The 21,550-nt window shown below is 72.2% G+C and carries 21 protein-coding genes; 9 read left to right on the top strand and 12 right to left on the bottom strand.

Annotated features, from left to right (window positions below; translation table 11 throughout):
* Positions 1 to 33: 33 nt before the first annotated feature.
* The 6 genes from FL583_RS27195 to FL583_RS27170 all read right to left on the bottom strand — a co-directional run bounded on the left by FL583_RS27195 (position 34) and on the right by FL583_RS27170 (position 5,542).
* A complete protein-coding gene (locus tag FL583_RS27195; protein ID WP_420843200.1) occupies positions 34 to 972 on the bottom strand; it encodes an ABC transporter substrate-binding protein in 939 nt (312 codons plus the stop codon).
* Positions 969 to 1,568 (bottom strand): GTP-binding protein, encoded by a 600-nt coding sequence (locus FL583_RS27190; RefSeq protein WP_142707681.1) that lies wholly within the window; start codon positions 1,566 to 1,568, stop codon positions 969 to 971. Before FL583_RS27190 ends, FL583_RS27195 begins: the two co-directional genes overlap by 4 nt.
* Complete coding sequence (locus FL583_RS27185; RefSeq protein WP_142707680.1) at positions 1,552 to 1,896, bottom strand: DUF742 domain-containing protein; 345 nt, start codon at positions 1,894 to 1,896, stop codon at positions 1,552 to 1,554. Before FL583_RS27185 ends, FL583_RS27190 begins: the two co-directional genes overlap by 17 nt.
* On the bottom strand, positions 1,893 to 2,318 hold the full coding sequence (locus FL583_RS27180; RefSeq protein ID WP_142707679.1) for a roadblock/LC7 domain-containing protein: 426 nt from the start codon (positions 2,316 to 2,318) through the stop codon (positions 1,893 to 1,895). Before FL583_RS27180 ends, FL583_RS27185 begins: the two co-directional genes overlap by 4 nt.
* Positions 2,315 to 4,732: a sensor histidine kinase gene (locus FL583_RS27175; RefSeq protein WP_142707678.1), complete on the bottom strand. Its 2,418-nt coding sequence runs from the start codon at positions 4,730 to 4,732 to the stop codon at positions 2,315 to 2,317. The genes FL583_RS27180 and FL583_RS27175 overlap by 4 nt, the downstream gene beginning before the upstream one ends.
* A gap of 249 nt (positions 4,733 to 4,981) precedes the next feature.
* A complete protein-coding gene (locus FL583_RS27170; protein WP_142707677.1) occupies positions 4,982 to 5,542 on the bottom strand; it encodes a TetR/AcrR family transcriptional regulator in 561 nt (186 codons plus the stop codon).
* A 58-nt stretch (positions 5,543 to 5,600) separates the two neighbouring features.
* On the opposite strand from FL583_RS27170, the gene FL583_RS27165 reads away from it, so the two are divergent.
* A complete protein-coding gene (locus tag FL583_RS27165; RefSeq protein WP_142707676.1) occupies positions 5,601 to 6,758 on the top strand; it encodes an FAD-dependent monooxygenase in 1,158 nt (385 codons plus the stop codon).
* Here FL583_RS27165 and FL583_RS27160 read toward each other — a convergent pair.
* Positions 6,744 to 7,124 carry an ester cyclase gene (locus tag FL583_RS27160; protein ID WP_142707675.1) on the bottom strand — a complete coding sequence of 127 codons (381 nt, stop codon included), beginning with the start codon at positions 7,122 to 7,124 and terminating at the stop codon, positions 6,744 to 6,746. The two genes, FL583_RS27165 and FL583_RS27160, sit on opposite strands and share 15 nt — an antisense overlap.
* A gap of 4 nt (positions 7,125 to 7,128) precedes the next feature.
* Positions 7,129 to 8,139: an alcohol dehydrogenase catalytic domain-containing protein gene (locus FL583_RS27155; RefSeq protein ID WP_142707674.1), complete on the bottom strand. Its 1,011-nt coding sequence runs from the start codon at positions 8,137 to 8,139 to the stop codon at positions 7,129 to 7,131.
* A gap of 147 nt (positions 8,140 to 8,286) precedes the next feature.
* On the opposite strand from FL583_RS27155, the gene FL583_RS27150 reads away from it, so the two are divergent.
* Positions 8,287 to 9,135 (top strand): helix-turn-helix transcriptional regulator, encoded by an 849-nt coding sequence (locus FL583_RS27150; RefSeq protein ID WP_142707673.1) that lies wholly within the window; start codon positions 8,287 to 8,289, stop codon positions 9,133 to 9,135.
* Entirely contained in the window at positions 9,129 to 9,431 is a 303-nt protein-coding gene (locus FL583_RS27145) for a DUF1905 domain-containing protein (RefSeq protein WP_142707672.1), read from the top strand. Before FL583_RS27150 ends, FL583_RS27145 begins: the two co-directional genes overlap by 7 nt.
* A gap of 7 nt (positions 9,432 to 9,438) precedes the next feature.
* On the opposite strand, the gene FL583_RS27140 is transcribed toward FL583_RS27145, so the two are convergent.
* The gene (locus FL583_RS27140; protein WP_142707671.1) at positions 9,439 to 9,825 is read right to left on the bottom strand and encodes a peptidoglycan-binding domain-containing protein; all 387 of its coding nucleotides are present in this window, start codon (positions 9,823 to 9,825) and stop codon (positions 9,439 to 9,441) included.
* A gap of 302 nt (positions 9,826 to 10,127) precedes the next feature.
* Here FL583_RS27140 and FL583_RS27135 point away from each other — a divergent pair, with 302 nt between their 5' ends.
* The gene (locus FL583_RS27135) at positions 10,128 to 10,640 is read left to right on the top strand and encodes a hypothetical protein (protein ID WP_142707670.1); all 513 of its coding nucleotides are present in this window, start codon (positions 10,128 to 10,130) and stop codon (positions 10,638 to 10,640) included.
* 260 nt (positions 10,641 to 10,900) lie between these two features.
* On the opposite strand, the gene glgX is transcribed toward FL583_RS27135, so the two are convergent.
* Complete coding sequence (gene glgX / locus FL583_RS27130; RefSeq protein ID WP_142707669.1) at positions 10,901 to 13,018, bottom strand: glycogen debranching protein GlgX; 2,118 nt, start codon at positions 13,016 to 13,018, stop codon at positions 10,901 to 10,903.
* A gap of 80 nt (positions 13,019 to 13,098) precedes the next feature.
* Here glgX and FL583_RS27125 point away from each other — a divergent pair, with 80 nt between their 5' ends.
* The 3 genes from FL583_RS27125 (at position 13,099) to FL583_RS27115 (ending at position 16,654) form a co-directional block, all read left to right on the top strand.
* Positions 13,099 to 14,370, top strand: a complete 1,272-nt coding sequence (locus FL583_RS27125) for an alpha/beta hydrolase (RefSeq protein WP_142707668.1) — start codon at positions 13,099 to 13,101, stop codon at positions 14,368 to 14,370.
* A gap of 257 nt (positions 14,371 to 14,627) precedes the next feature.
* Positions 14,628 to 15,425, top strand: coding sequence for a hypothetical protein (locus FL583_RS27120; protein ID WP_142707667.1), 798 nt, complete (start codon positions 14,628 to 14,630; stop codon positions 15,423 to 15,425).
* A 62-nt stretch (positions 15,426 to 15,487) separates the two neighbouring features.
* Entirely contained in the window at positions 15,488 to 16,654 is a 1,167-nt protein-coding gene (locus FL583_RS27115; RefSeq protein ID WP_205752488.1) for an MFS transporter, read from the top strand.
* Positions 16,655 to 16,691: 37 nt separating this feature from the next.
* Here the strand turns inward: FL583_RS27115 and FL583_RS27110 are convergent, their stop codons facing one another.
* Both FL583_RS27110 and FL583_RS27105 read right to left on the bottom strand, forming a co-directional pair.
* Complete coding sequence (locus tag FL583_RS27110) at positions 16,692 to 17,549, bottom strand: helix-turn-helix domain-containing protein (RefSeq protein ID WP_142707665.1); 858 nt, start codon at positions 17,547 to 17,549, stop codon at positions 16,692 to 16,694.
* Between the two features lie 39 nt (positions 17,550 to 17,588).
* Positions 17,589 to 18,695 (bottom strand): SMP-30/gluconolactonase/LRE family protein, encoded by a 1,107-nt coding sequence (locus FL583_RS27105; RefSeq protein ID WP_142707664.1) that lies wholly within the window; start codon positions 18,693 to 18,695, stop codon positions 17,589 to 17,591.
* A gap of 115 nt (positions 18,696 to 18,810) precedes the next feature.
* Between FL583_RS27105 and FL583_RS27100 the strand changes: the two genes are divergently transcribed.
* Together FL583_RS27100 and katG are read left to right on the top strand one after the other, a co-directional pair.
* Positions 18,811 to 19,257 carry a Fur family transcriptional regulator gene (locus tag FL583_RS27100; protein WP_142707663.1) on the top strand — a complete coding sequence of 149 codons (447 nt, stop codon included), beginning with the start codon at positions 18,811 to 18,813 and terminating at the stop codon, positions 19,255 to 19,257.
* On the top strand, positions 19,254 to 21,521 hold the full coding sequence (gene katG / locus FL583_RS27095) for a catalase/peroxidase HPI (protein ID WP_142707662.1): 2,268 nt from the start codon (positions 19,254 to 19,256) through the stop codon (positions 21,519 to 21,521). The genes FL583_RS27100 and katG overlap by 4 nt, the downstream gene beginning before the upstream one ends.
* The last annotated feature ends 29 nt before the right edge of the window (positions 21,522 to 21,550 follow it).

The raw sequence follows: 21,550 nt of genomic DNA, 5'->3' as shown, positions 1-21,550 counted from the left end.
GCCGGATGGTCTCGAACCGGGTCAGCTCCCCGGCTAAGGCATCCACTCCTGCCACACCGCCCGGTGGGCGTCGAGCCACTTCTTCGCCGCCGCGTCCGGCGACATCTTCCCCACCGTCAGATCCCTGGCCACGGCGTTCTGGTCCTCGTCGGTCCAGGTGAAGTTCTTGATCAGCGTCGCCGCCGGGCTACCCGAGTCGACGAACTTCTTCCGCCCCACCTTGTCGAGGTCGTAGGGCTGATAGTCACAGGCCACCGTCTTCGGGTCGGCGTCACAGCCCGGCTTGTACGTCGGCAGGGCGATGTGGACCAGCTTGATCTCCGACAGCAACCACTGCGGCGCGTAGAAGTAGCCGATCAGCGGGGTGCGGTCGGTCTGCGCGGCGCGGAACGCGGCGATCAGCTTGTCCTCGCTCCCGGCGTAGACGACCGTGTAGTCGAGCTTCAGGTTCCGGATCAGCGCCGCGTCGTTGGTCACGAACGACGGATCCCCGTCGAGGAACTGGCCCTTACCGCCCGACTGCTCGGTCCGGAACAGGTCCGCGTACTTGTCGAGGTTCTTCCAGTCGGTGATGTCCGGGTACTGCGTCGCCATCCACGGCGGCACGTACCAGCCGATCACGCCCTTGTTGCCGGTCAACCCGAGCTCGACCGCGACCTTCGTGTCGTCGATGTACCGCTTCTTCTCGGCGTCGTGACCCCACGTCTCCAGGATCACGTCGACCCCGCCGTTGGCCAGACCCTCCCAGGACGCGGCCTCGGTCAGGTCCTTCCGCACGACCGTGCAGCCGAGCTGCTCCTTGAGCAGGTAGCTCACGACCGCGGCGTTCGCCGCGTACCCCACCCAGGGGTTGACCGCGACGTTCACGGTCCCGCACCGGCCTTCGGGGACGCCGGGCGGCGGGGCGATCGCGGTCTGGGCGCCGCACCCGGCCAGCACCAGGATCGTCAACAGGGCCACCACCCGCGTCACCACGACGACCCCGCCCGCTGCTTGGTCAACCGCTGCATCAGCACTTCCTCGGTGAGCGCCACCAGCACGTTCTTCACCGACTCGCGGTACCGCGCGTCGCACTCGACGAGCCGGACGTCGGGCTCGACGCCGAGTGCCTCGCGCACCTCCTCCAGCTCGAACCGGCTCCGGGAGTCGAAGACGTTGACGCCGATGACGAACGGGATGTCGCGCTCCTCGAAGTAGTCGATCGTGGTGAAGCAGTCCTCCACCCGCCGGGTGTCGACCAGCACGATCGCGCCCAGGGCCCCGTCGACCAGGTCGTCCCAGAGGAACGCGAAGCGGTCCTGACCGGGTGTGCCGAACAGGTAGAGGAGCAGCGACTGGTCGAGCGTGATCCGGCCGAAGTCGAGCGCGACGGTCGTCGTCGTCTTGCCCGCGACCCCGGACAGGTCGTCGATCCCGATGGACCGCTCGGTCATCTCGGCCTCGGTGATCAGCGGCTCGATCTCGGAGATCGCGCTGACGAACGTCGTCTTCCCGACGCCGAACCCGCCGCCGACGACGATCTTGACGGCGATCGGCGGTGCGATCGGCTCACTAGAGCGCCCGAACACGGTCCCTGATCCTTTCGATCAACTCCGGCGTGAAGTCGGAGATCGGCTCGTCGATCCGCAGGTATCCGTCGGTGACCAGATCGGCGACGATCACCCGCACGACGGCGAGCGGTGCCCGGAGCGCCGCGGAGAGGTCCGCGATGCTCCGCGGGGCCTGGCAGAGCTCGACGATCCGCCGCGATTCGAACCGCAGCGGCGCGGAGAGCGCCCCGGGGATGGCGTGCAGCTGGGTCTCGATCCGCAAGCCGTCGTGCTGGGGTCGCGTGCGCCCACCGGTGAGCATGAACGGTCTGACGACCGGATCCTCCTCCGGCTCGGTGGGCGTCATCGGGGTAAGTGCTGCCGTGATTCCGCGATGAGCGCCGGGGTGAGCAGCGCGCCGAACCGGTCGGCGAGCAGCGAGATCTCGTAGCCGACGAGCCCCAGGTCGCTGTCTCCCCCGGCCACGACGCCCAGGCAGCTCCCGCCGGCGATGACCGAGACCAGCAGGAACCCCCGGCGCATCTCGATCATGATCAGCTTCAGCCCGTCGAAGTCGTAGCGCCGGGACGCGCTGCGGGCGATGCTGGCCAGGCTCGAGACGATCGCCGCCAGTTGGTCGGCCGAGGCCCGGGTGAGCCCGTCGGACGCGGCGATCAGCAGGCCGTCCGACGACACCGCGACCGCGTCCCGCACCCCGTCGGTCTGGTGCACGAAGTTGCCCAGCAGCCAGTTGAACTGGTGCCGGTCGGCGGAGGTGTCAACGCTCACGAAAGGCTTCCTTCGTCGGAGGTCGAGCTGGTGCCGCGGTGGACGCCGTCGCGGAACGCGGCCAGCCGGGCCCGCAGCGCGTCCGGCGACTCGTTGAGCAGCGCCGGGCGTTCGCCCGCGGGCGGCGCGGTGATGGTCGGGTGCGCCCCGGTCGTCGTGGTCGCCCGCCGGGCCCGCGGCGTCCGCTTGCGCAGGCCGTTCGTGGTGCGCTCGACCGCGTCGTCGACCGGCTCGACCGTGTACAGGTCGACGCCCAGCGACGACGGCGCCTTGAGCGTGCTGTAGGCCGGAACCTCGGGGCTGCCCGGCCGCTGCGACGGCACCGGCAGCGGCCCGGCCACGACGACCGATTCGACGGTGAGCGGCGCACCGACCGGCCCGGCACCCATCGGCGCCGGACTCACCGGTGGAGCCCACCGCGGTTCGGGCACCGCGGCGGGGAATCGGCGCGCTCCCGTCCCGTCGGCAATGGCCTGGTGCAGTTGGAGACGGCGGCCGAGGGTCGGCTCGGCCGGGCCGGGGACCTCCACCGCCGGAGGCTCGGACAGCATCGACGGCGGGAGCGTGATCCGGGCCGTCACCCCGGTCACCGGCGACGGCGCGAGCTGGACGCTGATGCCCATGTCGGCCGCCAGGCGGCCGACCACGTAGTGGCCGAGGAACCGCGCGGGCGCGGTGATGAAGTCGCCCTCGCCCCGCAGCCGCTGGTTGGCCCGCTCGATCTCGGCCGGGTTGAGGCCGATGCCCTGGTCGAACACCGCGATCAGGTAGCCGTCGCCGAGCCGCCGCCCGTGGATCTCGACGTGCTCGTCGGGCGGCGAGAACGACAGCCCGTTCTCGATCAGCTCGGCCAGCATGTGCGCGATGCCGCTGACCACCGACCCGGCGACCTGGATGTCGTCGACCCGGCGCAGCGTCACCCGGCGGTACTCCTCGACCTCGGACACGGCGGCCCGGATCACGTCGGCGACCGGCAGCGGTTGCGACCACTGCCGGGGGCTGGCCGCGCCGACCAGCACCAGCAGGCTCTCGGCGTTGCGTCGCATGCGGGTGGCGAGGTGGTCGAGCTCGAACAGGTTGGCCAGGCCGGTCGGGTCGGACTCCTCGCGCTCGAGCCGGGTGATGAACCCGAGCTGGCGGCGGAGCAGGTTCTGATTGCGCCGCCCGAGGTTGGCCAGCGACTCGGCGCTGCTGCGGCGCAGCCGGGCCTGCTCGGTGGCCAGCGCGTAGGCGGTGGCCTGGACCCGGTCGAACGCGTCGGCGACCTGCCGGACCTCTTCGGTCGACCCGCTGGAGACCAGGACCGGCGGTGGTGGCGGGGCGTCGTCGCCGGCCGACGCGCGGCGGACCGCGTCCGGAAGCGCCCGTCCGGCCAGGCGGTTGGCCTCCCCGGCCAGCGCGGCCAGCGGCCGCGCGATCGACCGCGACGCGCGGAACGCGAGGTAGATCGATCCGACGACCGACAGCAGGACGGCCGCGAGCAGCACGGCGACGCGGACGGTCGCGCCGTTCTGGAGCGTCTCGGCCCGGGCCCGGATCACCGAGCCCACGTGCTGCTGCAGGCTGAGCATGTCGTCGAGGACCGTGGTCAGCGCCGACCACCAGGACTGCGGGTTGACCTGCAGCGGCCGTCCGTCGCCGGCGTTGAGGGCGACGGTCTCGAAGTAGGTGGCTTCGCGGGCCGCCCCGGTGTCGAGGACGTAGCTCATCGAGGCGCGGGCGTCCTCGGGCGCGTACCGGGTGAACGTCTGCAGCGCCGCGTCCTTGGCCGACCGCATGGTGACGAACTGCAGGAACTCGCCCTTCCCGAATCCACTGGCCGAGAACACGCCGTTGAGGAACGCCCGCTCCTGGGCGGTGGCCTCCTTGACGTCGGCCAGCGCCTGGAGGGCGGTGACGCTGCTGCGCAGCTGTCCGTCGGTCGAGCTGTCCAGACCGAAGTCGACGTTGCTGAGCTGGGCGATCCGGGCCGTGTAGAACGTGAACGTGGCCGCCCGGGCGGCGCCGCCGGTGTCGGCGCCGGCCCGCACTCCGGCGAGCCCCTCGAGGTCGCGCAGGGCGTCCGCGACCCGGTCCTCGACCGCGCCGCCGTCCTCGACCAGCCTCTCGACGGCGGTGCGCTCGTCGTCGACCCGGTCGCGGACGCGGGCGAGCTCGGCGCGGAACCCGGCGTTGCCGCCGAGCAGGCCGGCGGTGACGCCGCGCTCGGTCTGGAGCTCCTGGACGAGGTCCTGGACCGCGAGGTCCAGCGTGACCGCGCGGGCGGTGGCCGCGGCCGCGGTGTAGTTGCCGACCTGGATCCCCGCGATGACGATCAGCAGCACCAGCGCGGCGACGACCGGCAGCGCGAGCGTCCGCACGATCCGCCGTCCGATCGTGGAGCCGGATCGCTGGGGTGAGTCGGCCCTGCGCACGCGATCAGCTCCTTAGGAGGCCGTCGTCTGAGGCTGGTTCCGCCGATGGTGATGAGCGGAAACGCGCGTAGGCATACCGCTGCGAATTGAAAACGGCTCACGCGTATCGCTCGCCGAACATTGGCCTCTTTTCGACCCTCAGTCAACACCCTCCTCTCAGGATTTACCGCGGGGCAATGTTTTGTGTTTGCGCTGCTCATACCCGTCGTTGCCGGATTTTCAGGGAAAGGCCGGTACGGCGAACAGCGTTTAGTGCAATGTGGATGCGACCGCGCGAATTGCCGCGAGCAGGTCGTCTCCGGACGGCGGCCCGGCCGGGTCGGCGAGCCAGATCGCGGCCAGCCCGCCGAGCAGCGCCTGATAGACAGCGCCGACCCGCGGGGCCTCGCCGTCCGGGGCGCCGCCGAACAACTCGACCAGGCCCAGCCGGGCCTGCCGGTGGGCGTCCCGGAACAGCCCGCGGAGCTCGTCCGGCAGGTCGGGCTGGGCCAGGACCTCGAACTGGACCCGCCAGAGCGACGGGTTGGCGGCGAACGACGCGACGATCGCGTCCCAGAGCGCGGTGAAGCGCGCGACCGGGTCGTCGTCGAGCGGAGTGGCCGCGAGCGAGCGGGCGAGCTCGTCGCCCCAGCGCTCGAGCGCCTGCCGGAGGGCGGCCTGGAGCAGCGCGTCCTTGGAGCCGTAGTGGTAGCCGATCGCGGCCAGGCTGACGTTCGCGGCGGTGGCGACGTCCCGGGCGCTGGTGCGCACGTACCCCTTGCTCTCGAGGCAGCGCGTGGCCGCGTCGAGCAGGTCCTCCCGATTTCCCATGCCCCGACCTTACACGAACGTCTTGCACGATCGTCTTAGACGGTCGTACTGTCTGCGTATGACTTCTTCGGTTCTCATCGTGGGTGGCAGCATCGCCGGTACCTCGCTGGCCTACTGGCTGCACCGGCACGGTTTCGCGGTCACGGTCGTCGAGCGGGCCGCGGCCCTGCGCGACGGCGGGTACAAGGTGGACATCCGCGGCGCCGCGATCGACGTCGTCTCCCGGATGGGCATCCTGGACACGCTGCGGTCGTTACGGACCGAGGTGCGGGCCGGCACGGTCGTCGACGGCTCGGGCAAGCGGGTGGCGAGCATGGACGGCGACACGTTCGGCGGCCGGACCCACGGTGACGCCGAGCTGCTGCGCGGGGACCTGACCCGGGTCCTCTACGACCTGACCGGGAACGACGTCGAGTACCGCTTCGGCGAGGCGATCACCGCGCTCGACGGGAACCGGGTCGGGTTCGCGAGCGGGTCCTCCGCGTCCTACGACCTGATCATCGGCGCCGACGGCGTCCACTCGACGACCCGCGCGCTCGCGTTCGGGCCCGAGGAGCGGTTCCGGCACGACCTCGGCTACCGGATCGCGATCTGCTCGGTACCCAACCACCTGGGGCTCGACCGCGAGGAGGTCACCTACGTCGGTCCGGGCCGGACCGCGCTCGTCTACAGCACCGCGGGGTCGTCCGACGCGAAGGCGATGTTCCTGTACGCCGGGGCGGAGCCGTCGCTCCGCGACGTCTACGCGGGCTCGGGCTGGGAGGTGCCCGCGCTGCTGGAGGCGGCCGGCTCCGCGCCCGATCTGTATGCCGACGTGATGACGCAGGTGAGGATGGACCGCTGGTCGGCCGGGCCGGTGGCGCTGGTGGGCGACGCGGCCTGGTGCGCCTCGCCGGCGTCCGGGCAGGGCACGAGCCTCGCGCTGGTGGGGGCGTACGTGCTGGCCGGGGAGCTGGCGACCGGGGGTGGGTTCGCCGGGTACGAGCGGCGGATGCGTCCGTTCGCCGAGCGGAACCAGAAGCTCGGGCCGGCGAACGTCAAGCGGATGGTGCTGAGCACGGAGCGCCAGGTCCGCGCCTCGATGCGGATGCTCGCGGTGATGGACCACCTGCCGTTCAAGGATCGCCTGCTGGCCGCGGCGATGGCGCCGCTGCACAAGGCCGCGAACGCGATCGACCTGCCGGAGTACGGGGCGGCACGCTCAGCGAGCAGCTAGTTGCCGTCTGAGCCCGTCCAGATCGAGCAGCGACCAGACCTCGGCGATCCGGCCGGACGCGAACCGGTAGAACACGTGCTCGTCGAACACGACCGGACGGCCGGTCGGCTCCAGGCCGTGGAACGGCTCCCGCGGGGTGCAGGCGAACCGGATCCGGCTCGCGACCGTCTCCCCCTCCACGACCAGCTGCCGGACGTCGTAGTGCAGGTCCGGGATCCGGCGCACGTCCTCGACCAGCAACGCCCGGTACTCGGCGAGCGTCAGCGGCCGCTCGTTGTAGGTCAGCCGGTCGGCCACGTACGCGCCGAGGTCGTCGAACCGGCGCGCGTTCAGCGCGGCGATGTAGTCGAGGTAGTGCGCCCTCATCGGTCTACCTTCCGGTCGTCAGCACCATCCGGTAGCGGGCTTTGCCCGCCAGCATGCGGTCGTACGCATCCGCCACGTCGTCCAGCCCCACCGTTTCGGTCTTCGGACGGACGCCGCTGAGCGCCGCGAAACGCAGGGTCTCCTCGACGTCCCGGGCCGTGCCGGACGGGTGGCCGTGCACGGTCCGGCTGGTCGAGATGAGCTGGAAGGGGCTGACCCGGATCGGCTCCGGGTCGGCGCCGACCACGACGAGCTGCCCGTCGTGACGCAGCCCGTCGATCGTCGCGGTCATCGCGTCGGAGCTGGCCGCGGTGGCCAGCACGACCCGGGCCCCGCCCAGCCCCAGCAGCCGGTCGGCGACGTCGCCCCGGGAGGCGTCGACGTGGTGGTGGGCACCGAGCTCGGCCGCCGCACTCTCCGGCGCACGGGTCACCGCGACGACCTCGAAGCCCATCGCCCGGGCGAACTGGACGCCGAGGTGGCCGAGGCCGCCGAGGCCGAGCACCGCGACGAGGTCACCGGCCCGCGCGCTGCTGCGCCGCAGCGCGTTGAACACCGCCACCCCGGCGCAGCCCATCGGCGCGGCCTCGACCGCGGTCAGCGCGTCGGGAATCCGGGCCGGCGCGGTGGCCGGCACGACGACCGCCTCCGAGTAGCCACCGGGATACGCCCAGCCCGGGACCTGCAGACGCGCGCAGTGGATGAAGTCGCCCTCCCGGCACGGGTCGCACACCCCGCAGTGGCCGCCGAACCAGCCGACCGCCACCCGGTCACCGACCTCCCACCCGTCGGCGCCGTCCCCGACGGCGTCGATCCGGCCGGCGATCTCGTGGCCCGTGACCAGCGGGAACGACACCGGGAACACGCCGTCGACGAACGCCGAGTCGGTCCGGCAGACCCCGCAGGCCTCCACCGTGACCCGGACCTGGCCGGGGCCGGGCTCCGGCCGTTCCCGCTCGACGAGACGGAACGGCCCGCCGGGCTCGTCGATCTGAGCGGATCGAATTCTGGACATCGCGTCGACCTCCCGAGAAGCGGTTGCGATGCCATTCCAGCGGCCGGAACGCCTGCTCAGGGGCCTCGGGCGAGCCCTCTCCACCCTAGGACCAGCGTTCCTACCCGGGCCGGGCTCCCCGGGGCGACCTCGTCGGATACTGGGGTCGTGGTGCACAACGCCGAGCTGCGCGAGTTCCTCCGGTCCCGCCGCGCCCGCGTCCAGCCGTCGGTGGCCGGGCCGGGCCGCCGGGTTCCCGGCCTGCGGCGCGAGGAGCTGGCCGCGCTCGCGGGCGTCAGCGTCGACTACTACGTCCGTCTGGAGCAGGGACGGAACCTCAACCCGTCGGACGCGGTCCTCGACGCGCTCGCCCGCGCCCTGGAGCTCGACGACGTCGAGCGCGCGCACCTCTCCGACCTCGCCCGACCGCCGGCGGCCCGCCGCCGGCGACCGCCGCGCCGCGCGCAGCGCGTCTCGGTCGCGACCTTCCAACTGCTCGAGACGCTCGACGCGACGGCGAGCCCGGCGCTCGTCCTCGGCCGACGGATGGACGTGCTGGCCGCGAACCGGATCGCCCGCGCGCTGATCGCGGACTTCCCGGCGCTGGCCGCCCGCGACCGCAACTACGCCCGGTTCGTGTTCCTGGACGAGAACGCCCGCGCACTGCACCCGGATTGGGCTCAGGTGGCGGCCGACACGGTCGCGGTGCTGCGGGTGGACGCGGGCCGGTATCCCGACGACCCGGACCTGTCGGCGCTGGTCGGCGAGCTGTCGGTGAAGAGCGAGGAGTTCGTGCGCTGGTGGGGCGACCACCGGGTGCTGGCCCGGACGTCGGGCACGAAGCGGTACCACCATCCGGTGGTTGGTGGCCTGACGCTCACGTATCAGGCCCTGACGCTGCCCGAGGATCCCGACCAGACGTTGTTCGCGTACACCGCCGCCCCCGGGTCCCCGGCCCAGAACGCGCTGAGGCTGCTGGAACTGTCGGACCCGGGTGTCAGGCTGACCGAGTGGTGATCACGTTCGACGCGCAACTGTGGATCTGGGACGCCCGCCGGGACGAGACGTGGACGTTCGTGAGCCTGCCCGAGGAGCCGTCGGAGGAGATCCGCGCGCGGTTCGCCGGGCTCCGGGCCGGGTTCGGCGCCGTGCGGGTACGCGTCCGGATCGGCCTGACGACCTGGACGACGTCGATCTTCCCCGACAAGGGACGCGGCGCGTACGTGCTGCCGATCAAGAAGGCGGTCCGGAAGGCCGAGGACCTCGACGCCGGCGACACCGCGGCCGTCACCGTCGAGGTCCTCGGGTTCTGACGCCGAGCTACGCGAGCTTGCCGAACTCGGCCCAGGTCAGCGGGCCGACCTCGCCGTCGACGTACTTGACGTCCTTCTTGTACTTGGTCTGGAACGCCCGCACGGCCTTGTCGGTGGCCTGACCGAAGTCGCCGTCGACGCCGCCGTGGCCGTCGAGGTAGCTGCCGAAGCCGTACTGGTACAGGTAGACCTGGATGAGCTCGACGCAGGCGCCGGACGAGTTGCGGGCCATCGAGAACTTGTAGTCGTCGCACCAGGCGTGGTCGCCCGGGGAGGCGGACGCCGGGTTCGCGAGGACGGTCGCGCCACCGACGGCGCCGATCGAGAGGGCGACGCCGAGAGCGGCGGCGGTCGAGACGCGGCGTCCGCGGGCCAGGATCGTACGGAGAGACATGTGCGGCCTTTCGGTCGGAGACTGGCCGGCTCAGCGTCCCTGGCCCGGCTGGCGGGATCCTTGCGCGAAACTTGTTCTCCTGGCCACGCTGACCTGCGAAGATTCCCGGTAACCGGGTATTCACCGCGCGGCCATGATCCACTGTGGGGCGGCGGTTGTGCGCCCGTCGGGCGCGGCCGGCGGACGCCTGTGGGCGGGCGCGGCCGGCGGGCGCCGGTGGGCGGGCGTCGGTGGGCGTGGCCGTCGGTTGCCGGTGGGTGCGGCCGGGTATTCCGGCTTGAACTGGCGAGAAGGGACCTGCCGTGGCGCGCCTTGGTGAACCGTCGCATCGCCGACCGCCGGCCTGGAATCGCGTGCTGGTGATCGCGGCGATCCTCGTCGTGGTGATCTTCGCGATCTGGGCGATCACCACCGGCGCGGTCCGGTTCCTGGGCAGCGACCACGGCGACGCCGGCGACCGGGCCGGCAACCCCGCGAAGACCGGCCAGCCCACCGTGGGCACCACCCGTCCGGTCACCGACGGCGACCTCCAGATGCAGCTGCGCTCGCTGCAGTCGACCGGCCCGCGGACCCTCACCGCGACCGTGACGGTCCAGAACCGCACGGCCGCCTTCGTCTCGTTCTACGGGGAGAGCCAGGAACTCGTCAGCTCGGAGAACCGGACGGTGGCCGGCCAGGTCTCGCTGACGTCGCTGGAACCCCACGAGGCCGCGACCGTCGCCCTGGTCTTCACCGTCCCGGCCGGCTTCCGCGCGACCGAGCTCCACTTACACGCCGCCCCAGGCACCGCCGGAGTCCCCATCAAACTCTCGTAACCGCCGCGTCCCACCGGCACGAGTTCAAACCCTGGCCGCCGCGAAGTCGCGAAGCCCCGGCTCGAGAGATGCGGAGTGGCAAGCCTTCGTTGCGGGTCGCCGCCGGCGAAGCTGGGTGGCCCGCGCTCGATCCTGCCGCCGGAGGCAGGGAGGCCGCCTGCCTCCGCTGAACCACGGCAGCGGCCATCGGCTCGACGCGAAAGCCCCCCGGTCGGCGGAACGATTCCTCAGCCGAGCCGGAGAGCTCCCGCCCCGCACTCCTAATACTTACAGCGCAGCACCGCCATGCTGTGGGCCGGCAGCGCCGTCTGGCCCCCCGCCTTCAGATCAGAAGCCAGATCCGGAGCCGTCGCCAGCAGAGGATCCGCCGTATCGGCCACGATCTCCCACGCATGCCCGTACTGCTCGCCCGGCAACGTGCACGTCAACTCCTCCCCCGACGGGTTGAACAGCAGCAGGAACGAGTCGTCCACGATCGGCTCACCCAGCGCGTCCGACTCGTGGATCCCCTGACCATTGAGGTACACGACGATCGCCTGCGCCCCCTCGGCGACCCAGTCGTCCGGCGCCATCGGGTCGCCGTCCGGCCGCAGCCAGACGATGTCCTCGACGCCACTGTCGCCCACCGGCTGCCCGGAGAAGAACCGCCGCCGCCGGAACAGCGGGTGCTCGGCCCGCAGCCGGATCAGCGACGTGGTGAACCGGGTCAGCACCTCGTTCTCGCGGGCCGCGACCCAGTCCACCCACGACAACTCGCTGTCCTGGCAGTAGACGTTGTTGTTGCCCTGCTGGGTGCGTCCCAGCTCGTCGCCGTGGGCGATCATCGGCACGCCCTGGGAGAGCAGCAGCGTCGCCAGGAAGTTGCGCTTCTGCTGTTCGCGCAGCCCCACGATCTCCGGGTCGTCGGTCGGACCCTCGACCCCGCCGTTCCACGACCGGTTGTGGCTCTCGCCGTCGTTGTTGTCCTCGCCGTTGGCCTCGTTGTGCTTCTCGTCGTACGAGACGAGGTCGGTCAGCGTGAACCCGTCGTGGGCGGTGACGAAGTTGATCGACGCGATCGGCCGCCGCCCGTCGATCTCGTAGAGGTCGGACGACCCGGCGAACCGGGACGCGAACTCGCCCAGCGTGCCGGGCTCGCCGCGCCAGAAGTCCCGGACCGTGTCCCGGTACTTGCCGTTCCACTCGGTCCACAACGGCGGGAACCCGCCGACCTGGTACCCGCCGTCGCCGACGTCCCAGGGCTCGGCGATCAGCTTCACCTGGCTGACGATCGGGTCCTGGTTGACCAGGTCGAAGAACGCGGCCAGCCGGTCCACCGAGTGGAACTCCCGGGCCAGCGCCGACGCCAGGTCGAACCGGAACCCGTCCACGTGCATCTCGGTGACCCAGTACCGCAGCGAGTCCATGATCAGCCGCAGCGACTCGTGGTGCCGCACGTTGAGGCTGTTCCCGGTGCCGGTCGTGTCGTAGTAGTGCTGCCGGTCGTCGTCCACCAGGCGGTAGTAGGCCGCGTTGTCGATGCCCTTGAAGCTGAGCGTCGGACCCAGGTGGTTGCCCTCGGCGGTGTGGTTGTAGACGACGTCGAGGATGACCTCGATGCCGGCCCGGTGCAGCGCCTTCACCATCGACTTGAATTCCTGCACCTGGCCGCCGTGGCCGCTGAACGAGGCGTAGCCGTTGTGCGGGGCGAAGAACCCGATCGTGTTGTAGCCCCAGTAGTTCGAGAGCCCGCGCTCCAACAGCCCGCTGTCGTGCACGAACTGGTGGATCGGCATCAGCTCGACCGCGGTCACGCCCAGGCCGCGCAGGTACTCGATCATCACCGGGTGCGCCAGCCCGGAATACGTCCCTTGGACGTCGGCAGGGATCCCGGGGTGCTGGGCGGTCATGCCCTTGACGTGGGCCTCGTAGATCACGGTCTCGTGGTACGGGATCCGCAGCGGCCGGTCGTTGGCCCAGTCGAAGAACGGGTTGATCACCACCGAGCGCATCGCCGCGGCGGCCGAGTCGGAGTCGTTGTACGACATCGGGTCGCCGAAGTCGTACGAGAACAGCTCCTGGCCCCAGCGGTAGTCGCCGTCGATGGCCTTCGCGTACGGGTCGAGCAGCAGTTTGTTCGGGTTGCAGCGCAGCCCCGCGGCCGGGTCGTACGGACCGTGCACCCGGTAGCCGTACTTCTGCCCGGGGACCACCCGGGGCAGGTACCCGTGCCAGACCAGCGCCTCGCGTTCGGGCAGGTCGATCCGGGTCTCGGTCCCGTCGTCATCGAACAGGCAGAGCTCGACACGCTCCGCGGCTTCCGAGAACAACGCGAAGTTGGTACCTCCCCCGTCGTACGAAGCGCCAAGTGGATATGGAGAACCGGGCCAGATCGTCACGCGGGAAGCGCTTCCCGAGAACTCCGGGAATTAATCGCCCGACCTTCGGTACTCTTCGGTACCGGGCTGAGAGGAGCGTCATGTCCCTCCGAACCACCGTGGCCGGTGCGGCCGGACTGCTGCACGGCGTCACGTCCGCGCTGAACACGGCCAACGCGCTCCGCTCGTACACCGGGCCCGGGCGCGCCTCGATCCCGTCGTTCGCCGCCGGGGCCCTCACCTCCGAGCTCCCGGTCGCCGCCGCGGCCGCGACGCTGCTGCCGCAGCTCGGCCTGGCCGCGGCCGGCGGCCTGCGGACCCGCACCGGCCAGGTCGGCCTGGCCCTCTCGCTGGCCGCCGCGGCCGGTCTGGTGAGCGTCGCCCGCGCCTCCGACGAGGCGCCCGCGATCCTCGACGACGCGCTCACCGGCGCGTTCGGCCTCGACTACCGCCGCCACGTCCGGCATCCGGCCCGCCCCGACCCGGACGCCCCGCTCGGCCCGCGCCCCGGCGTCGTCCGTACGTTCCAGGTCCGGCGGCGCTACGCGCTCGACGTCGACATCCCCTACGGCCCGGCCGGCCTCCGCAATCATTTGGACGTCTGGCGACGCCCGGACCTGCCCCGGGACGGGAAAGCGCCGGTGCTGGTACAGGTGCACGGCGGGGCGTGGACGGTCGGGAACAAGCGTGAGCAGGCGTTACCGCTGCTGGCCCACCTGACCGAGCGGGGCTGGGTGTGCGTCTCGGTCAACTACCGGCTCGGCCCGCGGGCGACCTGGCCGGACATGATCGTCGACGTCAAACGGGCGGTGGCCTGGGTGAAGGAGAACATCGCGTCCTACGGGGGCGATCCGTCGTTCGTGGCGATCACCGGCGGGTCGGCCGGGGGTCACCTGACCGCCCTGCACGCGCTGACCGCGCCGGATCGGCGCTGGCAGCCGGGCTTCGAGGACGTCGACACGTCGGTGGTGGCGGCGGTGCCGTTCTACGGCGTCTACGACTGGACCGACGAGGACGACGTCGGGCTGGTGCGGCTGATCGAGCGTTCGGTGATCAAGCAGAGCCTGGCCGAGGCGCCCGAGCTGTTCCGGGCCGCCTCGCCGCGGTTCGCGATCCGGTCGGACGCGCCGCCGTTCTTCGTCCTGCACGGGACGAACGACTCGCTGGTGCCGGTGCGGACCGCGCGGGAGTTCGCGGCCGAGCTGCGCGGAGTCTCGGCGTCGCCGGTCGCGTACGCGGAGTTCCCGGGTGCGCAGCACGCGTTCGAGATCTTCAGCTCGCCCCGGGCCCACGCCTGCGCCGAGGCGGTCGAACGCTTCCTCGGCCTGGTCTACGGCGCCCACCGAGCCCCCGAGGAGACCGCCTCGGCGTAACCGGTTCCGCCCGACCCGGCCCGGTTCCGCCCGACCCGGCCCGGCTCGGCCCGGCCCGGCTGGGCCCGGCCCGGCTCGGCTCGGCCCGGCTCGGCCCGGCTTCGGCTAGGCCCGGCTCGGCTCGGCTCGGCTCGACTCGGCTCGGCTCGGCCCGCCCGGCCGCGCGGTCGCGCGCGCGGGCGGGCGCGGTGGGGCGCGCGGGCGGGCGCGGTCGGGCGGACAGGTGAGGGTGGCGCGTCAGCGGGTAGTCCGCGGCTATGCCTACCGACACCCCGCCGTCGCCCGTCTCGGCCCCCGGCGCGCTCGCCGAGCGGCCGGGCGAGCAGCCCGGCGACCGGCCTAGCGACCGGCCCAGCGACCGGCCCGGCGACCGGCCCGGCGCGCGACCCGCCGCGCGGCCCGGCGAGCGGCCGTCGGCCGCGGTCGCGGGCCTCGCGCGCGTCGTCGGAGCCGCGTTCGGCCTGGTGGCGCGGGTGCGGGGCGCGAAGGCGCTGCACCCGACGGGATCGCTGCACCGCGGCCGGGTCCATCGCTCCGGCCTGACCGACCCGACCGGCGTCGGCTGGCTCGACACCCCTGGCACCGACGAGGTCGTCGTCCGGCTCTCCCGCGCCGGCGGGTTCCCGTCCGCCCTTCCCGACGTCCTCGGGCTGGCCCTCCGCACCGAGGTGGACGGGAACCCCGCCGACCTGCTCCTGTCCACCGCGGGCCGGGCCCCGGTGTCGCGGCACGTCCTGCGCTTCCGCCGCGACCCGCACCGCGCGGTCTACACCAGCGTCACGCCGTACCGAGCCCCGGCCGGGCTGGTCATGGTCGCCGCGCTGCCCGCGCCGCCGGCGTTCGACCTGGTCGTGGCCGCCCCACGAGGCGCCTGGCGGAGGTTCGGGCGGCTCGAGCTCACCGCCGATCTCGCCGACGACCTCTCGTTCGACCCGGTCCGCAACCCGATTCCAGGCCTGGTGCTCCCGGAGCCGCTGGCCTCGATGCGCGCGGCGTCGTACCGGCGATCCAGGTCCGGACGATCGGGCGCTTTCCCCGGACGTTCGATCAAGTAGCGGGCCCCATGGCGCAGCAGCCTCGAATCGGCATCATCCGGCCGATCCGAGGAGCACAGAACGTGACCACAACCGATCTCACCCCGGCGGTGCGAGCCGACTGGCCCGCGGTCAGCTCCGTCGGGCTCGGGCTGTTCACGCTGGTGGCGAGCGAGTTCCTGCCGGCCAGCACGCTCCCGAGAATCGCCGCCGACCTCGGGGTCAGCGAGGGCACCGCGGGCCAGGCCGTCACCGCGACCGCGCTGGTCGGCGCCCTGACCGCGCCGACCATCGCGGTCCTGCTGCCCCGGGCCGACCGGCGGAAGGTGCTGATCGGGCTGACCACGCTCGCGGTCGTGTCGAACGTCCTGGTGGCGGTGGCGCCGAGCTTCTGGGGGCTGCTGGCCGCGCGCCTGCTGCTCGGCGCGGCGATCGCCGGGTCGTGGGCGTTCGCGATCGCGGTCACCTCGCACCTCGTCCCGCCGGACCGGCTCGGCCGCGCGCTGACCGTCGTCAACACCGGGACGACGGTCGCGACCGTCGCGGCGGTGCCGCTCGGCGCGTACCTGGGTGAGGTGTGGGGGTGGCGCGGGGTGTTCTGGCTCGCCGCCGCGGCCGGCGGCGCGGCCGTGCTCGCCCAGGTCCGCTGGCTGCCCGCGGTGCCTCCGTCCGGTTTCCCGGGCCTGTCGACGTTGTTCGGGACGCTGCGCCGGCCGGTGCTGGCGGTCGGGCTGGTGGCGATCGCGCTGGTCGCGGGCGGGCACTTCGCCGCGTTCACGTACCTGCGGCCGGCCGCGGCGCTGGTGCCGGGGCTGTCGGCCGGGGTGCTGGCCGCGTTGCTGCTGGTGTACGGGGTGGCGAACGTCGTCGGGAACCTGGTCGCGGGGCCGCTGGCCGACCGGCGGCTGACGCTGCTCGTGCTCGGGGTGCCGCTGCTGATCGGGGCGTCGACCTGGGGGTTCGCAGCCGGCTCGGGATCGCTCGCGCTGGTGTTCGTCGCCGTGTTCGCCTGGGGCGTCGGGTTCGGGGCGGTGCCGACGACGTTCCAGACCTGGGTCGCCCGCACCGAGCCCGACCGTCTGGAGAGCGCGAGCGGCCTGATGATCGCGGTGTTCCAGGCGGCGATCGCGGCCGGGGCATTCGCCGGCGGCCTCCTCGTCGACCACGCGGGCGTCCGCGCCGCACTACTGGCCGGAGGCCTGTCCGCCGTCCTCGGCGGCGCCACCCTGGCCACCCTCCGCCGCCGCTGACCCCCCACCACCCCGCCGCCCCGCACGGCGGCGGGGTCTAACTAGGTGGGCGGCGGGTGGATCGGCTCCAGGTTCCCGGGGACGTGCCGTGGACCCGGCGGAACGCCCGGCTGAACGCGGCCTCCGACGTGTACCCGAGCGCGACCGCGGCCCGCGCCACCGACACCCCCTCGTCGGCCAGCATCCGCTTGGCCCGCTCCATCCGGACCCGCAGCACGTACCGGGCCGGCGACTCCCCCAGCGTCGCCCGGAACCGCTCGGCGAACGCCGACCGCGAAGCGTGCGCCACCCGGGCCAGGTCGGCGACCGTCCACGGGTCCCCGGGCCGCTCCCGGACCGCCTCCAGCACCCGGGCGATGTCCGGGTCGGCCGCCGCGAAGTGCCGGTTCTCGACGTCGCACCCGCCCTCGACCCACGTTCGCAGCGCGATCGCCGCCACCACGTTCGCCAGCTGGGTCACCACCGGAGCGACCCCCGGCCGCCCCGACGCCACCTCGGCCTCGATCCGGGCCAGCAACACCGAGGCCAGCGGCTCCTTCGCACTGAACTCGCAGCTCAGCAGCCAGGCCGGCAGCGCCGCCAGCTGGGCGTCCCGTCCGGTGTCGGGCTCGAGCGCCGCGCTGACCAGCACGGTGTCGGTCTCGGCCCGCACCGCGTAGTCGCCGCCCCGCAACGTCAGCAGGACGTCGTCCGTCCGGAGCCGGACCGCGGCCGCGGGATCGCGGACGGTCGCGGTCCCGCTGACGACCGCGTGGAGGCGGGCCTCCCGACCGGCGAAGCGCCGGTCGGAGCCCGGCCCGAGCTCGTGCCGGGTGTAGCCGGTGGCCGTCCAGCGCAGACCGTTCAGCAGGCTCGAGACCGGGTCACCCGGCACGGCGGGCGCGCACCACTCCATGACCGGACCAAGTCCGGCCGGGTTCCCCGCATTCCGGCCTCAGCGCAGCGCGACCGGGCCCGAGCCGATCGGCGTGCGGAACAGGACGTACGGCTTGCGCCGCTGGTCCTCGCCACCGCGGTATTTGTCCTGGCGGTAGAGCTGATTCGCGGTCACGTACAGGTTCCCGTCGGCCGCGACCGACATCGTGTCCGGCCAGAGCAGCCGCTCGTCGTGCACGACGGTCTCCCAGGACCCGTCGGGGTGCCGCCGGTGGATCGCGTTGTGCTCGCCGTCGGTCACGTACAGCCGGCCGTCCGCGTCGGTCTCCATCCCGTCACCGGCCCCGCCCTTGTCGCCCTCGTGGCGGACGGTCGCCGCGACCTCCTCGTCCGCGTAGGTCGGGTCGACCAGAGCGTCGACGTCGACGCTCCACCAGACGCGGCTGACCAGGCAGCAGTAGAAGAGCCGGCTGCCGTCGGCGGCGATCGCGATCCCGTCCGCGCCCATCGTGACCGGGGAGGTCCCGCCGTCCGGCGAGCGCTCCAGGAACTCCAGCCCTTCGACGATCAGGCGCAGGCCGGTCTCGGCCTTGGTGCTCGGGTGGTCGTGCAGCCGTCGCTTGCTCTGACCGGTGGCGAGGTCGACGACGATGATCCCGTTCGGGCCCTGGTCGGACGAGTCGGTGATGAACGCGGTCCCGGCCGCGCCCCGCCGGAGGTCGAACCGGACGTCGTTGAGGTAGGTGGTCGGCAGGGCCACGTCCGCGGGGAACGTGATCGTCTGCACGACCTGATCGGTCTCCAGGTCGACGCAGACCAGCTTCGGTCCGCCCGGAGACGTCGGCTCGAACATCGGGCTGCCGGTGTCGAGCAGCCAGAGCCGGTCGGCCGGGTCGACGACGATGCTCTGCACCGAGACCAGCGCGTCCGGATCGGCGTTCCCGTCGTTGTCGTTCCAGCGCTGGTCGGGGAACGCGTGCAGCTTCCCGTCGCGGACCTCGGCGACCGTGAACTCGACGTCGTCGCCCCACTTGGGGAAGCAGACGAAGATCCGGCCCCGGTGGGACACGCTGACGCCGGTCGGCATCGCGCCGTCGAAGAGGTGGACGACCTCCAGCGGGCCGATCGATTCGTCGGTGGCCAGGTTCGAGCTCGGAGTCGACATGCGCCCCGGCATACCCGCCCCGCCGCGCCCCACGCCGGGAAACTAACCTCAGAACCCGGACCGAAACTCGCACCAAGACTTGATCTGTTCAAGAAAAGCGGTCTATGTTCATGCCGTGACGTCCGACTTCGCAGTTCAGCTGCGGGCGGCCTCGCTGCGCGTGACCAGGCCCAGGCTGGCTGTGCTCGCGGCGCTGCGCGACCACCCGCACGTCGACACCGATACGGTGATCGAGCTGGCCCGGGCGGAGCATCCGACGATCTCGCACCAGGCGGTCTACGACGTGCTCCGCGTGTTGACCGACACCGGCCTGGTGCGGCGCATCCAACCGGCCGGTGCCACCGCCCGGTACGAGACCCGGGTCGGAGACAACCACCACCACGTCGTCTGCCGCTCGTGCGGTGCGATCGAAGACGTCGACTGTGCCGTCGGCGACGCGCCCTGTCTGACCGCCTCGAACGACCACGGCTACGTGGTTGACGAGGCGGAAGTCGCCTACTGGGGCCTGTGCCCCGACTGCGCGACGCATCGCATTGCCCGTGATCCGGAAGGAAGAGGATGAGCTCCCCAGAAAACACTCCCTCCAGCGCGCAGGGTGTGGACCAGAAGGCGGCCGAGGGCTGCCCGGTCGCGCACGACTCCGTGACCTCCCACGGCAGCGAGAGCGAGAACCCGGCGATCGATTCGCCGACTCCGAAGACCGGCGGCCGCCCGCACAGCAACCGCGACTGGTGGCCCAACCAGCTCGACCTCTCGGTGCTGCACGCGCACTCGTCGAAGGGCAACCCGCTCGGCGAGGACTTCAGCTACGCCGAGGAGTTCAAGAAGCTCGACGTCGACGCGCTGAAGGCCGACATCGTCCAGGTCCTCACCACCTCGCAGGACTGGTGGCCGGCCGACTTCGGGCACTACGGCGGCCTGATGATCCGCCTGAGCTGGCACGCCGCGGGCACCTACCGCATCGGCGACGGCCGCGGTGGCGCCGGTGACGGCGGCCAGCGCTTCGCGCCGCTGAACAGCTGGCCCGACAACGCGAACCTCGACAAGGCCCGCCGCCTGCTCTGGCCGGTCAAGCAGAAGTACGGCCAGAAGATCTCCTGGGCCGACCTCCTGGTGCTGGCCGGCAACGTCGCGCTGGAGTCGATGGGCTTCAAGACGTTCGGCTTCGGCTTCGGCCGCGTCGACACCTGGGAGCCGGAGGAGATCTTCTGGGGTCCCGAGGACGCCTGGCTGGGCGACGAGCGGTACGTGTCCGACTCCGAGATGGTCCCGGACGTCGGCGCGACCGAGATGGGCCTCATCTACGTCAACCCCGAGGGCCCGCGGGGCAGCGGCGACTACCTGGCCGCGGCGCACTTCATCCGTGAGACGTTCGGCCGGATGGCGATGAACGACGAGGAGACCGCCGCCCTCATCGCCGGTGGCCACACGTTCGGCAAGACCCACGGCGCCGGCATCGCCGACGACCACGTGGGCCCGGAGCCGGAGGGCGCCCGCCTGGAAGACCAGGGCCTGGGCTGGCTGAGCACCTACGGCAGCGGCAAGGGCAAGGACACGATCACCAGCGGCCTCGAGGTCACCTGGACCGACAAGCCGACCGAGTGGAGCAACCGCTTCCTCGAGATCCTGTACGGCTTCGAGTGGGAGCCGTCGACCAGCCCCGGTGGCGCCAAGCAGTGGGTGGCCGTCGACGCGCCGGACATCATCCCGGACCCGTTCGACCCGTCGAAGAAGTCCAAGCCGACGATGCTGACGACCGACCTGGCGCTGCGCTTCGACCCGGCCTACGGCGAGATCACCCGTCGCTGGCTCGACCACCCCGACGAGTTCGCGCTCGCGTTCGCCAAGGCCTGGTACAAGCTGCTGCACCGTGACATGGGCCCGGTCAGCCGCTTCCTCGGCCCGTGGGTCGCCGAGCCGCAGCTCTGGCAGGACCCGGTCCCGGCCGTCGAGGGCACGCTCGTCGGCGACGCGGACGTCGCGTCGCTGAAGGCGAAGGTGCTGGAGTCCGGCCTGTCGGTCTCCGAGCTGGTGCAGACGGCCTGGGCGTCGGCCGCGAGCTTCCGCTCCACCGACAAGCGCGGTGGCGCGAACGGGGCCCGGCTCCGGCTCGAGCCGCAGCGCAGCTGGGACGTGAACGCGGGCACCGGTGCGGTGCTCGAGAAGCTCGAGGGCATCCGCAGCGAGTTCAACGCGGCCGGCGGCGCGCAGATCTCGCTGGCCGACCTGATCGTGCTGGCCGGCAACGCGGCCGTCGAGAAGGCCGCCAAGGACGGCGGGGTCGACGTGACCGTGCCGTTCCACCCGGGCCGCACCGACGCCACCCAGGAGCAGACCGACGTCGAGTCGTTCGCGGTGCTCGAGCCGCGGGCCGACGGGTTCCGCAACTACCTGCAGCCGGGCTCGAAGCTCCGGCCGGAGGAGCTGCTGCTCGACCGCGCGTACCTGCTGAACCTGACCGCGCCGGAGACGACCGTGCTCGTCGGTGGTCTGCGCGCGCTCGGCAACAACGTCGGCGGCAGCGCGCACGGCGTGCTCACCGACCGGCCGGGTGTGCTCACCGGCGACTTCTTCGCGAACCTGCTCTCGCCGGGCACGGTCTGGAAGACGTCGGAGTCGGAGGAGAACGTCTACGAGATCCGGGACGTCTCGACCGGCGACGTGAAGTGGACCGCGACCGCGGTCGACCTCGTCTTCGGCTCGAACTCCCAGCTGCGGGCGCTCTCCGAGGTCTACGCCAGCGACGACGCCCGCGACAAGTTCGTCGCGGACTTCGTGGCCGCGTGGACGAAGGTCATGGAGCTCGACCGGTACGACCTGGTCTGAGTCCGTCCGGGGCGGGCCCGGCCGATCCC

This window comes from Cryptosporangium phraense (genome assembly GCF_006912135.1).
GTDB classification, from domain to species: Bacteria; Actinomycetota; Actinomycetes; order Mycobacteriales; family Cryptosporangiaceae; genus Cryptosporangium; species Cryptosporangium phraense.
Note: the sequence above shows the minus strand (reverse complement) of the source record. Positions and strands in the feature narration are given on the sequence as shown.